At 36.1% G+C, this 14,635-nt stretch carries 10 protein-coding genes; 1 reads left to right on the top strand and 9 read right to left on the bottom strand.

Annotated features, from left to right (window positions below; all coding sequences use genetic code 11):
- Window positions 1-340: 340 nt before the first annotated feature.
- Window positions 341-1,225, top strand: a complete 885-nt coding sequence (locus tag ACFIK3_RS01590; protein WP_273791248.1) for a metallophosphoesterase — start codon at window positions 341-343, stop codon at window positions 1,223-1,225.
- A gap of 1,449 nt (window positions 1,226-2,674) precedes the next feature.
- On the opposite strand, the gene ACFIK3_RS01585 is transcribed toward ACFIK3_RS01590, so the two are convergent.
- The 9 genes from ACFIK3_RS01585 to ACFIK3_RS01545 form a co-directional block, all read right to left on the bottom strand.
- On the bottom strand, window positions 2,675-3,499 hold the full coding sequence (locus ACFIK3_RS01585; protein WP_273791555.1) for an outer membrane protein: 825 nt from the start codon (window positions 3,497-3,499) through the stop codon (window positions 2,675-2,677).
- A 443-nt stretch (window positions 3,500-3,942) separates the two neighbouring features.
- Window positions 3,943-6,888, bottom strand: coding sequence for a bifunctional [glutamine synthetase] adenylyltransferase/[glutamine synthetase]-adenylyl-L-tyrosine phosphorylase (locus ACFIK3_RS01580; protein WP_375676163.1), 2,946 nt, complete (start codon window positions 6,886-6,888; stop codon window positions 3,943-3,945).
- Between the two features lie 77 nt (window positions 6,889-6,965).
- Window positions 6,966-8,348 carry an ATP-binding protein gene (locus ACFIK3_RS01575; protein WP_375637409.1) on the bottom strand — a complete coding sequence of 461 codons (1,383 nt, stop codon included), beginning with the start codon at window positions 8,346-8,348 and terminating at the stop codon, window positions 6,966-6,968.
- Entirely contained in the window at window positions 8,345-9,031 is a 687-nt protein-coding gene (locus ACFIK3_RS01570; protein ID WP_273791552.1) for a response regulator transcription factor, read from the bottom strand. The genes ACFIK3_RS01575 and ACFIK3_RS01570 overlap by 4 nt, the downstream gene beginning before the upstream one ends.
- 73 nt (window positions 9,032-9,104) lie before the next feature.
- Complete coding sequence (locus ACFIK3_RS01565) at window positions 9,105-10,616, bottom strand: Do family serine endopeptidase (protein ID WP_273791551.1); 1,512 nt, start codon at window positions 10,614-10,616, stop codon at window positions 9,105-9,107.
- A 214-nt stretch (window positions 10,617-10,830) separates the two neighbouring features.
- Window positions 10,831-11,241, bottom strand: coding sequence for a cytochrome c-type biogenesis protein CcmH (locus tag ACFIK3_RS01560; RefSeq protein ID WP_375654403.1), 411 nt, complete (start codon window positions 11,239-11,241; stop codon window positions 10,831-10,833).
- A 1-nt stretch (window position 11,242) separates the two neighbouring features.
- On the bottom strand, window positions 11,243-13,222 hold the full coding sequence (locus tag ACFIK3_RS01555; RefSeq protein ID WP_375643133.1) for a heme lyase CcmF/NrfE family subunit: 1,980 nt from the start codon (window positions 13,220-13,222) through the stop codon (window positions 11,243-11,245).
- A 7-nt stretch (window positions 13,223-13,229) separates the two neighbouring features.
- Window positions 13,230-13,709, bottom strand: coding sequence for a cytochrome c maturation protein CcmE (gene ccmE, locus ACFIK3_RS01550; protein WP_273791548.1), 480 nt, complete (start codon window positions 13,707-13,709; stop codon window positions 13,230-13,232).
- A 77-nt stretch (window positions 13,710-13,786) separates the two neighbouring features.
- Window positions 13,787-14,557, bottom strand: a complete 771-nt coding sequence (locus ACFIK3_RS01545; RefSeq protein WP_273791547.1) for a tetratricopeptide repeat protein — start codon at window positions 14,555-14,557, stop codon at window positions 13,787-13,789.
- Between the last annotated feature and the right edge of the window lie 78 nt (window positions 14,558-14,635).

The raw sequence follows: 14,635 nt of genomic DNA, 5'->3' as shown, positions 1-14,635 counted from the left end.
AAAATAGTATGATGTTTTTTATTTGCACCTTGTATAAGCGTAGAGATGGTAGTGTACAGTAAGCCCTATATACTTCACAGAAGCTTTCTATTATAGCATCGAATACCGGTCTTGAAATTAGCTCAAACGCATTGAGAAATGTTTTTTTTACAAATATGTGAATGTACAACACAATGATATTCTATTGGGGATATTCTATTGGGGATATTCTATTTGGAACATTCCGCTTGAGGCGTTCTTTTTTGCAAGCTAATTTTTATTTTACAATCTTTCTTGCCTTTAAGCACTAACTTATCTTATGTTTATTCTTTAAATCGTTTTTAATACTTTACGAGCTTTTATGTTTTATCTTGCCCATATATCGGATGTACATCTTTCACCTCTCCCGCAACCTTCCCTCTTCGAACTTTCTGGGAAACGTCTTACCGGTTATCTGAATTGGCAAAAAAAACGTAAGAGTCAGATGGCAACAGATGTCCTAGAAACTTTAATAGATGCCTTGAACAAAACAAAACCTGATCACCTTGTGATCTCTGGTGATCTTGTCAATCTTGCTCTCGATAAGGAATTTGAACAAGCGCATCGTTGGCTACTTAACTTAGGACAACCTCAAGATATTTCTTTGACATTTGGAAATCACGATGCCTATGTCCGCGGCGCTTTCCAAAAAGCATGCACTCTCTTTAAACCTTGGATCACAGGTGACATCCCTCAAAAAAATGCCTTTCCTTATATGCGCATTCGCAAAGATGTTGCCATCATAGCAGCTTCTTCAGCCATTGCGACACTGCCTTTTCAAGCTTCTGGTTATTTTGGTAAAATGCAAGCGCAAACTTTACCGCTCTTTTTAAAAGAAGCAGCACAGCGCAACCTTTTTCGTGTCGTCATGATTCACCATCCCCCCTTTCCCAATGCAACATCTTGGCATAAAAAACTACGGGATATAAAACGTTTTCTAAACGTTATCAAATATCACGGTTGTGAACTTATTCTTCACGGACATACTCATTTACCCACATTGAATTACATTGAAGGACCAATTAAAAAAATTCCTATTGTTGGTGTTCCTTCCGCATCACAAGCTTTTGGTGATAAAAAACCACCCGCAGGCTTTAATTTATTTTCCATTGAACGCTTACAAAATCAATGGCATTGCCAATTACAACGTTATAGCATTATCAACCCCAAAAACGAGATTGCATGTACTGAAACAATTAATCTTTAAACACCTTCATAGTTGCCAAAACAACCAAAAACGAAAATATTTTTATTTCACATCCCTTTGGAAATCATAATTCTTATTTCCCTTTTTCTCCTTAAAAGACAAAGTTTCACCTTCTCTGTTAATAGATCAATTTTTCTCAGAGAATTCCATCTGCTGCCCCACTTATGTAACGAGCTTTTTACAAACTTATTGGTTTTCTTCCTTCCCGCCCTAAAGGACGAAAATTCTACCCCATCTGATTTATAAATAATCCGGATTCTTGTCGCATGGGTTCCAGCTGCTAATTGCGCATGTGATTTACTTCACAAAGCTCTACACATAAACCCTGCTTTAAATTTCATCATACACTCCTCCAAAAGCATCTAATGCGTAAAATCCTTATAATATTACAATGATGATATTTTATAGAATAATAGAGAAGCTCATTCAGCTTCTATACCTGAAAATAGATGACTAAAAAAGCCAAATAATAACTAAAGTATATAATTTAAATAACCCAACCTACTTGCGATTTATAAACAAATAATGTTGATTGATTTATCGTAAATAGATTTGAAATAATCCCTTACTATTTCACTCGATATTTATTATCGTACATTTAAAAAAATATAAAAAATAATAGATTATATTTCGATAACAGATATAGGTAATAATGTTTTTTATGTCTCGATAAATTCCTAATTTGCTATATATTTTTTCCTATAAATAAATTTATAATACTCTTTATAATTATTTTATTATTATAAATTATTATTTATAATATCACATAAAATATCTAATAATAAAAATTATAATATGAATTTTTATTATTATTGAGTTATATTGCGGATGTAATTTTATGTGCTTTAGAATTTTTTTGCGATCTTTTTGTTATTAAATAAAATATTTTACGATAACGCAAAACAGAAAAGTCGATTGTATCAGAGGTCTTTCAAATAAAACAAAACGCCATTAAGTTGCCAATTCATGTGTTGGTTTAAAAAAGCATCTTTTACAGCACCCAAACTCATTTCCCGACGGCACCTATGAATGATGTAATGATAAGTCCATTTAGCATCACCATCTTTACGTTTATGGAAAAGCAAGCTAGTATCAAATCTCACACTTTGCCAATCCCCAATGTAGCGACAGCTTTTGGCACTTAAGATGATTCATAAGAGGCATTTTTATTCTTTCTTTAATGTTGTTTATCTCACTGCTCTCCCTCCTTTTGACGTACAAAAGACGCGGTTTTGATTGGTCAACATGGTATAGGTTTAAAATGAGAAAATCTTATGATCCTTGGATCTCTCACTCAACATGACAAAAAGTAAATTATATTTATAAATCAACGTATTGTTCGAATAAAATAGTAGCTCTTTTGAGTGAAGAATATTTTCCAGCGCATATCTGAAAAATAAAAGCCTCATTCGAAAATGAGACTTTTGAATTGTTTAATTCTGCAAAAAATTAAAATTTATAAGCTACACCCACGCGGAAATCATTTGTTTTGTAGCCCATTTCAAATTTATCCTGTATGAACTTCTTTTTGCCAAAATCTGAATAACGATATTCTGCACGCACAATAACATTATCAGTCATTGCAAAATCAATACCACCTCCAAGGGTGTAACCAATCATGGTCTTTTTTTCATCATGCAACCAATCAGAAAAATCAACTTCTCCATTTTTGCTATCAGTAACTAACCCAAAAATATTCTGAAGCTGCGTATAAGCAACCCCTCCGGAAATATAAGGCATCATACGCTCAATCGCAAAACCAACTCTCACCCGTGTAGCACCAGCCCATTTTTGTTTTAAGGTATGACGTACAGCTTTAATACGCCTTGTTGAATCATTCTCATGCAAATCTCTTGTTAGACTTTTTTCTTCTGTAGGTTGTGGTTTTTCTTCAGTTGGACTTTTTTCCGGTAGATCGACATCTTTAGAATCCTTTTTACCAGACCACATAATATCCGTATCAATACCTATAATAAAACTATTATCGATATCAATATTGGAACCTGCATAAACTCCCCCTATAAAACCAGAAAGTTTAGGTAAATTCTCCTTTCCAATTGGATTCCATATCCTTGTCTCATCTTTTAAATAACTTGCAGTTGTTTTACCTGAAAAGTTACCAATCTGTCCTCCAAGATAAAATCCTGTCCAAGAAAAAGCAGGCGCTGCAATAACAGGAACAGGCTGTTCAGGAATAGCGATATCCGACGCCTGTACTACAGAAATTGAAATTAAAGAAAATATAGATGTTGAGGCTAAATACTTTGTAATCATAATTGCTCCCCTAAAAGCTAATGTGATACATAAATAATAATAAATCGTTTCACACTTTTTTCAAAAAATCTATAGCAAAAATGACACAGTTGAAAAATTAAAATCTTATTTATAATTTCCTAAAACTATTAATCTATAGTAGCTTTTATAGCTTCATATTGATCATTATTATCCAGAATTATATAAATAATTATAATATCAATTTTTTGAAAAGAATGAGATAAGGCTCATAAAGCATATCATTCACTAAACTAGTCACTCATCGCTTTTTGTATAAAGAATAATACCTAGAATAGCACATTTAACAGAGAAATTTTTTCATCACACTTGAAAAACCACTAGAGAACTTCACTCTAACCCTCTCAAGCGTGTAATGAAATAAAAGACAAAAATTAATATATAAAAATGGAATTAATAATTTTTATTATTCTTATAGAATTATTTTAATGTTTCATGATTTTTGTAAAAACTGAACAGACCAATTGCCCAGTTTCTGCAATTAATTTTTCAACACGAAGCAAATCAGGTTCCCCAACACTATTTAACAAAAGGTCACTTAATCCAGGTGGCATGTCATTGGGATCAAGAGAATCATTTAAGCAAAGCCGTATAATTTGACTCAAATTTGTATAAAGACGATAGGCATAATGTAAATCAGCAATACATGACTGATTAAGAAAACTGTTTGGTAAGTGATCTAAAATATCCGCTGTCGTCGCTCCAATTTGAAACTCAATGACATGCGTAATAAGAGAAAATTGAGCAATAAACTCCAAATCCATAATGCCACCAGACATCGTTTTTAAATCCCATTGATTTTTTGGCGGCTTTTCTTTTGCAATCAAGGAACGCATTTCACACACTTCTTTTGCAACTTCCTTCTTATCACGAGAAATAGCAATAATTGCACACACTTCATTTTCTAGCTTTTGTAAAAAATCAGGATCTCCTGCAATGCCTCGAGCCCTTGTTAAAGCAAGATATTCCCATATCCATGCTTCTTGGCGATAATACTTTTTAAAAAATGGAAAAGAAACAGCAATAGGTCCTTTATTGCCTAACGGCCGTAACCTTAAATCAACGACATAAAGAACACCTTGGCTTGTAAGAGTGGATAAAGCAGAAACGAGGCGCTGTGCTAAACGCGTATAATATTGAGAAATATAAAGAGGCTTTTCTCCATCAGATATTTCTGCATCATCATCATGTTCATAAAGCAAAACGAGGTCAACATCGGAATCTGCTGTTAATTCACGACTTCCAAGTTTCCCCATACCCAATATGCCAACACGCCCCCCTTTAATACGACCATGAAGACGAGAAAATTCCTCTTGAACGGTAGCAAATGTTTTTGTAATCATAAGATCAGCAAGTGCAGTAAAAGCAAAACCCGCTCTTTCTCCTGTAATTGCACCATTCAAAATTCGAATACCAATCAAAAAACGTTGTTCATCTGCAAAAATCCTTAAATGGTCAAGAATCTCCTCATAAGAAAGAACATTTTCAAGAAAATATTCAAGCCGTTTTTCTAAATACGTTTTTGTTGGTAATTCTGAAAGAATATTTGGGTCTAACATTCCATCAAAAACGTGGGATCTGCGTGTAATAATTTCTGCAAGACGTGGAGCAGCACCCATAATAAGGACAAGCATATCCAAAAGAGAGGGATTAGACTGCAAAAGACTAAAAAGCTGAATTCCTGAAGGTAAGCCCTGTAAAAAACCATCAAAACGCAACATCGCCTCATCAGCTCGTTTTGTCCCACCAAAAGCTTTCAAAAGAGCTGGTGTTAATTCCGTTAATCTCTCGCGTGCTTCGGCTGATTGCGTTGCTTTATAACGACCAAAATGGAGCGTGCGCATAATACGACAAATATCACTTGCTCTTTCGAAGCCTAAACGGCTTAACGTTATTAATGTCTCCGGATCATCTTCTTCACCGGTAAAAACTAAATTACCAATTTCTAAACCAAGTTCTTGCTCATTCTCAAACAGTGCTGCATAATGTTTTTCAACAACCTGAAGTGTTTTTAATAAATCACGGATAAAACTGCTACTGTCTTGATAACCCATTAAATAGGCAACACTTGTGAATTGAGCAGTATCATTTGGAAGAAGATGTGTTTGTTCATCGAAAAGCATTTGAATACGATGTTCCACATTTCGAAGAAAAGCATAACTTTTTATAAGGCTATTTCTCGTTTTCTCACTGATCCAACCAAGCGTGTGAAGTTCTGCTAACATTGCAACTGTCTGACGTCCACGTAATTGAGGAAAACGTCCACCAGCAATGAGTTGCTGTGTCTGAACAAAAAACTCAATCTCACGAATACCACCACGACCTAACTTTATATTATGCCCATAAGCTGCAATTTGACCGTAATTTTTATGCGCATGAATTTGACGTTTGATCGAATGAATATCAGCAATAGCAGCGTAATCTAAATATTTCCGCCACACATAGGGAAACAGCTCTTTGAGAAAGTTAAAACCTACCCTCTTATCACCAGCAACTGGACGTGCTTTAATCATGGCTGCTCGTTCCCAATTTTGCCCACGCCCTTCGTAATAACGCAATGCAGTCCTTACTGGTAAGGCCAAAGGGGTTGATCCTGGATCTGGACGAAGACGAAAATCAAGACGAAAAACATATCCTTCCGCAGTGCGTTCTTGAATGATACGGATTAATCGGCGTACCATTTTAGAAAATACGTCAACACTTTCAGAAAGATTACCAATATGAGGTGATGTTTCATCAATGAAAACAATAAGATCAATATCAGAAGAATAATTAAGTTCCCCTGCTCCTAACTTTCCCATCCCTAAAATAATTAAACCACAGTCTTTTTCTGGATTCTCACGGCTTAATAAATTGATCTTACCATGATCATGCGCTTCTCTTAATAGAAAACGTAGTGCTACACTTAATGCTGCTTCGCCCAAACGTGTCAACCAAGCACATGAAACTTCGTAAGTAAAAACACCTCCCAAATCAGCTAAAGCAATGAGAACATGCGCTTCTCGTTTTTTGCGCCTTAAAGCAGCCATCAATGAAGTTTCATTTATAGTTTCATCCTTATCGATAGCCGTAATATCATCTATAATTTCGCTCAGCCTTGTTTCTATATCAACATTTAATAAAGCACTAAGATATGATGGATTGGCAATTAAAACCTCACGCAAAAAAGGAGATAAGGTCATAACCGAACTGATAAAATCAATCTGCGTTCCACTCTCTGAAATGATGGAAATAAGCGATTCTAAACCTTCTTTCCTTGCTTGTTCTTCCATGTCTTTTAACCATTGGGAACTACTTTTATCGAGAGGGCATAAAGGGAGAAGCTGTGTTTTTAAAAAAGCTTGTTTCGTCTGCGCTCCCTTGAAAAGCATTTTGCTTTCCTTTCTATTGCTTTATACTTTTAAAATAGTTGTTACGTATGAAAAGAGAAAAGTGAAGAAAAATATCTTTAAGGAAATAACAAAATAGCCCTAAGCCCTGGATTTGCATTTTCAAGTAACAATTCACCCCCGTGAAGCTTCATAACTGCTTTTGCTATACTTAAACCAATCCCAAACCCAGGTTGTGTGCGGCTTTCTTCAAGACGAACAAATCGTTCTGTCACTTTTTCACGTTTATCCTCTGCTATTCCTGGTCCATTATCGCTCACAACAACTAATAAATGTTCATCACGATATTCCATTGATAAGCAAACCTCCGCTTTCCTTTCACCTTTAGAGGCATATTTAATGGCATTATCTATAAGATTAAAAATTGATTGTGCAACAAGCTCACGATTCAACTTAAGCTCTTTATCAAATATATTCCCCAACCGAAGTAAAACACCTGACTCTTCAGCAAAAGGTTCGTAAATCTCAACAGCATCCTCAAGGATCAGTTTCATATTCATCATTTCAAGATGCTCAATTGCACTGCTGGCCTCAATACGTGAAATCATTAAAATTGCATTGAACGTACAAATAAGTTGATCTGATTCTGCAATAACCCTATCAAGGACCTGACGATATTCAAGCTTTGTCTTATTTCCTGAAAGTGCTTCTTCAGCACGATTTCTAAGACGCGTTAACGGCGTTTTCAGGTCATGAGCAATATTATCTGATACTTGACGTAAACCAATATTTAACTCTTCAATGCGGTCTAACATAACATTAAGATTGGTTGACAATCGATCAAACTCATCCCCTACTCCAGAGACAGGTAAACGCCCACTGAAGTCACCATCCATCAAGCGCTGTGATGCAGCCGTTACATGATCAATCCTTTGTAAAGCTCTCCTGCCAACAAAAAACCATATGAGTAAAGCGCCTCCAACCATTGCAGCAAGTGCAATGATCACAGCTTTGCGAATAACAACAGCAAAACGTTCTGGCTCATCCAAATCACGTCCTATAAGAATCTTCATAGCATTAGGTAAATCAACAATAACCGCCAAAGCGCGATGTTCACTTGTTTTGCCATGTTCTCCAAAACGGGAATATAAAAAAGAGGTAGAAATAAAACCACTCTGATTCAAAAGACCTAATTCAATACGTGCTACATTTCCTGCTAAAATACGCCCCATAGAATCCGTGACAAGATAAAGAAATGCTCCTGGTTGTCTTGAACGATAATCAATAGTGCGCATTAATAAGGATAATCCCCCATAATTATAAGCATTTTCAATATACTTTAATTCTTCATGTAAAGCCTGTTCAGTTTGCTCTGTTAACAATGAAGCAGAAAATGCCGTCATATAAATAGAAAGTCCTGTTGCCACCAATCCAAACAATAAAATGTAAAGTGCTGAAAGCCTTAGCGCTGTCGTGCGCATTATATTAATCAAACGATTCATGCTTTGTTATCTGGTACTTTCAGCATATATCCAGCTCCACGCACTGTATGAAGAAGGGGAACATCAAAATCTTTTTCAATTTTGGCTCTCAAACGGGAGATATGGACATCAATGACATTCGTTTGTGGATCAAAATGGTAATTCCAAACATTTTCCAAAAGCATAGTGCGTGTAACAACCTGCCCCGCATAACGCATCAAATATTCAAGTAAACGAAACTCTCGTGGTTGCAATAGAATGTTTCTATCACCCCGTTTTACCGTATGTGCTAACCGATCAAGCTCAAGATTACCTACACAGTAAACAGTTTCTGCTTCTTTAGGATTTTTCCGCCGTTGTAAAACTTCAACACGCGCAAGAAGTTCAGAAAAAGCATAAGGCTTTGTCAAATAATCATCTCCCCCTGCACGCAGCCCCGTTACACGATCATTAACTTGCCCTAAAGCAGACAGGATAAGAACCGGTGTTTCATTGCCTTTAGCGCGCAATTCAGCAATAATAGAAAGACCATCACGATGTAAAAGCATTCGGTCAACAACCATAACGTCATAATTTTCCGTGGTTGCTAAAGCATATCCCGTATCCCCATCATAAGCAACATCAACGGAATGCCCTACTTCCAAAAAAGCTTTTTCGAGATAATGCCCCGTCTCATGATCATCTTCAATAACGAGTATCTTCATAAAACGTATCTCCATTATTTTATTATGTTGTAGGACAAATATTTAATAAACATTTGTCCTACAAACTAAAGCCTTACTTTTTGAAAATTGGAAGAGCAACAAAACGATTTTGATCATTTGTCCGCACTTGTAAGAGTATAGCCTTTCGTCCTAACTGCTGAGCATTTTTGATTGTGTTAATAATATCAGAGACTCGTTTAACCGGTTTATTATTTACTGTCACAATGACATCACCAGGGCGTATCCCTTTATCTGCAGCATCTGAATCGGTATCGACATCCGTTACGACAACCCCTACACCATCATCAGAAGGCATAACAATCAGACCATAATCTTCCAATGTTTCATCTAAATCACTCTGTCCATTTGAATATTTTGAAGTCTCTTTCTTACTTTCATCTTCAGACATTGAAGCGAGTTTAACCTTGATGCTCTCCTCCTTACCTGATCTCCAAATCCCTATGGTTACCATTTCTCCTGGTTTAATATTTGCAATACGTTTCGCCAGCTCACGCGCATCAGCAATTTTTTCATTATTCACTGAAATAATTACATCACCCGCTTTAATACCAGCCTTTTCTGCCGGTCCTTTTAACGGATCAGTAACTAAAGCACCTTTGGCTTCTTTCAAACCTATTGAATCGGAAATCTCCTTTGTTACCGGCTGAATCTGAACACCTAACCAACCACGTTGAACTGAACCTTTTTCAATAAGTTGTTGTACAACCTGTTTTACAGTCGCAGCCGGAATAGCAAAAGCAATCCCAACATTTCCTCCAGAAGGAGAAAAAATTGCTGTATTAACCCCAACAACCTTTCCATTAAGATCAAACGTTGGACCACCAGAGTTTCCTCTATTAACAGCAGCATCAATCTGAATAAAATCATCGTACACACCAGTGCCAATATCACGTCCACGTGCAGAAACAATACCTGCTGTCACAGTTCCACCAAGACCAAATGGATTCCCAATGGCAACAACCCAATCCCCAACACGAAGCTTTGAATCATCACCAAAATCAACATAGGAAAATTTTCTTTTATCATTCACTTTTAGTACGGCAAGATCGGTTTTGGGGTCTTTCCCAATGAGCTTTGCATTCAATTCTGTACCATCATCAAGAACAACAGTATAACTTGTTCCATCAGAAATCACATGATCATTGGTCACAATGTAACCATCAGATGAAATAAAAAAACCCGATCCAAAAGCAACAGGACGGAGTCTCTGCGATTGGTGCGGAAATTTATTTTTAGGTTTATCAAAATCATAAAACTCTTTAAAAAATCTTTTTAAAGGATGCTGATCTGGTAATTGATCAAGTCCTGGACCACTAAAAAAGTTGCTAAAGAACCTATCTTCTTTCTTTTTATTGCTCTTTACTTGTACTGCTACAACGGCTGGTTTCACTTGAGCAACAATATCGGCAAATCCCTGTTGTTGCATTAACGAAGTAAATACAGAACTTGCATGAGCCTTTGTCATCCACAAGCTTGATGTACATCCACTAAAAAACAGTGCACTTTCCAATATCGCAGAAAAACTCACTGCGACAAATGTTTTAAAGAAAGCCTTTTTAACCATTTACTCTATGCTCCTATTCAATCATACCTTTATTCCAATTCCGACCACTTATAAAATACCAGACCTTACCGTTTTCTGTCTAAATTATTAAAGTTTTGTAAGGTTTCAGTATTCCCTAATATAATTACAATAAGATTGTATGCTCATTGCAAATGATCTGATTTCTTTTATGTAACATCTTTTTTAATGCAATGACATTTTTGACTGTTCTTTTTCATTCACATAACGCATGATTATTCCGTTTGAAGTGGAAAAATATGATACTTATGCCAATGATAATAATGATCAAAGGCGAGAACCATAAAAACCAAGTTATTTTATTCAATGGTGGCTTCAAGAGAATAAATTCACCATATCGCTCAACAAGAAAGTCAGTGACTTGCTGATTACTATAGCCCATTTTTAGCCTTTCCCGAATTAAAAGCCGTAAATCACGTGCTAAAGCAGCATCTGAATCATCAATTGATTGATTTTGACAAACCGGACAACGTAAATGCGATGAAATATGGCGTGCTCGCGCTTCAAGAATCTTATCCTTTAAAATCTCATCCGGCTCTACTGCTATTGCTAATTGAAAAGGAAACGTTGCAATTAAAAAAAATACAATCCAAAGAATTTTTTTCATCTCAATGTCTTTTCCAAAAATTTAAAGCAAGCACTACCCTATTGTACATGCCAATGCGAAACCAATACCCCAGAAGAGAAAGACATCCCCCCATAGCCATCATGAATGCCCCTAACCAAATACATATTACATAAGGCTTCCACCATACGTGCACAACAAGACCCCGATTATCGATATGTCCCGGTACAATATATAGCTGCGATAAGCCATGATTTTTCAGACCAACTTCTGTTGTTGATGTATTTTGACTTGAGTAAAATCGCTTTGAGGCTGTTACATGACCCACAATGTTTTTATTTTCATATATTTTAAAATAAAACTCCATTGTCGAATAATTCGAACCAACACCATCATACACTGCATCAAAATGAAGCGTTTTATCCGCTATCGTCACCCTATCCCCTATGTTCATGATTAAAATACGTTCTTGCCCAAAACTTGCCACACAAACAATACCAAATAGTGTAACGCCTAATCCCATATGTGCTATTGCTGCACCAAAAGTAGACCATGGCAATCCAAGAAATCTCTTAACGCGTACTGAAAAAGCTCTCTTGCCATATCCACTCTTTCCCCATAGATCCGCTAAACTGCCTAAAAAAACAAACGCTGAAAGCCCAATCCCTAAAACTGCAAAAATATCACGCACAGATGCCGCATAGAATATTATAAAACAGACGATACCAACGAATACAAAAACAAACCATAACCGTTCAAAAACTGCAAGAAAATCACCGCGTTTCCATGCCATCATTGTCCCAAACGGAACAAACAACAACAGCAAAACCATTAGCGGTCCACAAGTAATGTTAAAAAAAGCAGACCCTACAGAAATTTTTTGCCCAGTTAATATCTCAATAAAATAAGGATAAAGCGTACCAATCAATACTGTTGCTGTTATTGTTGTAAATAACAAATTATTTAAAACAATAAACCCTTCACGTGAAATTGGTTGAAAAAATCTTTCTGTTTTTAAAATAGGGGTGCGCAAAGCAAAAAGAAAAAAAGCCGCTCCTGTAAAAAAAAAGAAAAGCGCAAGCATTGCCTGCCCCCGTGCTGGATCAACAGCAAAACTATGAACAGAAATTAAAAGCCCAGAACGCACAAGAAAAGTTCCCATCAGAGAAAGGGAAAAAGTAAGCAGCGCTAAAAACAAAGTCCAACTTTTCAATATTTCTCGTTTTTCGAGAACAAGAGCAGAATGTAAAAGAGCCGTTCCTGAAAGCCAAGGCATAAACGAAACATTTTCAACAGGATCCCAAAACCAATAGCCGCCCCATCCTAGCTCATAATAAGCCCAATAGGAGCCAACCATAATACCCAATGTCAAAAAACACCAAGAAAGTAAAAGCCACGGACGAATCCCACGCGCCCAAATTCTATCAACATGTCCCATAATCAATGCCGCAACGGCAAAAGAAAAACAAAGTGAAAAACCAACATAACCTAAATAAAGTAGCGGTGGATGAATTGCTAATGCGATATCTTGTAAAAGAGGATTGAGACCATTTCCCTGCAATGCTGGTGGATTCACGCGTAAAAATGGATTGGATACAAAAAGAATAAATAAAAGAAAAGAAGTTGTAATCCAACTTTGGCAAATTAAAACAAGCGTCTTAAAATCTTCTGGCAAATGTTGGCTAAAAAAAGCCATCAATGCGCTAAAAAAAGCAAGACTTAAAACCCATAACAACATAGAGCCTTCGTGATTTCCCCAAACACCTGTAATTTTATAGAGCATCGGTTTTTCTGAATGAGAATTCTCAACAACGTTCAAAACAGAAAAATCAGATACGACATAAGCATAAATTATCACTAAAAAAGATAAAAGTAGTAATGTAAAAGTGATATATGTTAGAGGAACAGCTGTTTGCATTAACAAACGCTCTCTCCACCAAAAACCTAAAGCAGGTAAAAACGCCCCTAATAAGCTTACTGAAAATGCTGCAGCTAAAAAAATATGACCCAGTTCGACAAGCACAATCGAATTATTTCTCCATAATGTAATGTTTTTTCAAACGATCAGCTGTTTCTTTAGGCATATAAGTTTCATCATGTTTTGCTAAAATACGCATCCCTATAAAAAAGCCCTGTTTATCGAAATGCCCTTCTACAATCACCCCCTGACCTTCACGAAAAAGATCCGGTAATGCACCATTGAAAACCACTTTTTCATGTTTTTTGTTATCCGTTACAAAAAAAATAACGCCTCTCTCTCCAACATATTGAACGGTTCCCTTTTCAACAAAGCCACCCAAACGCAAAGGGCGCTCCGTTAAAATATCTTCTCTTGTAATTTCAGAGGGCATTCTAAAAAAACTGACCGCATGACGCATTGCATACACTATGAGACTTGCTGCAATTGTCATAACCAAACAACATAATAATATGATCAGTAAGCGCCTTTTTTTTCGCTGCTCTAAAATAACCTTCCATGAGGCAGAACTCTTTAAAGATTGACTGTTCATAGACACTCTGCGAAAAAAGTTTAAATACGTTATAATTAAGTATCAATATTTTATTTTTTAAGAGCTTTGCACATCTTCTACATAGGTGCAAGATTTCTTTTCTCTGTATGCTCACTCGATAAATCACGTAACTGAATCATCATTTTTTTAACACGTGATTGTCCTGAAAAATTTTCAGGCATTGTATCAAGAAAGCTTTGTAAAAATTGCACTGCCTGCGCAGTTTTTCCTGCTTGATGCAATGCATCGGCCAACAACAAACGTGGATAAAAATCTGTTGGGGCTAAATCTGCTGCTTTTTGAAAGGCATTTTGCGCTTCTTGCGTTATCACCCCCCCTTCATAACCAACCAATGCTAAACCGTATCCGACAAGCCTTGGAGCTGTTTCTCCATTCAAACGAAGTGCATCTAAATAAGTATTCACAGCTTCTTGAAAAAGGCTTTCTTCGAGATACCCTACCGCTAACGCATCTGCTAGCTTGCCATCGTGAGGTGCACGGAAAAAAAGCACTTGTAAACGAATAAGCTTTTCTTGCTTACTGAGAGTTTTAGGATCCTTATCCATTAATTCGCTAAAAAAATAACTTTTCACTTCTGGATTGCCTGTCAGCCCATAAATACTCCATGTCATCAGAAGAACAAACAAAATACTCAAAGCCTTAAGAATATTTCTTTTTTTATAATTCATATAAAGCTTGTTAAACTCAATCATACGCTTATGGCTTCTATAACCATCTACGGTTTCAACTGTCCATTCTTTCTTTATCTCATCGTCAAAACGTAGTGAAAGAAAAAGAATACTTGCCAGAAAAGTCAGAAAAAATGCTGCAAAAATTAATAAGAGCATATCGTTTTTTTCCAATACGAACAGAGAATAACTCGCTTACATTTTATCCTCTTCATGAGAAAAGTAATGTGAATTAAT

The sequence above is a fragment of the Bartonella sp. CB10SXKL genome (assembly GCF_042195515.1).
Taxonomy (GTDB): domain Bacteria; phylum Pseudomonadota; class Alphaproteobacteria; order Rhizobiales; family Rhizobiaceae; genus Bartonella.
This window is presented reverse-complemented; position numbering and strand designations above follow the sequence as displayed.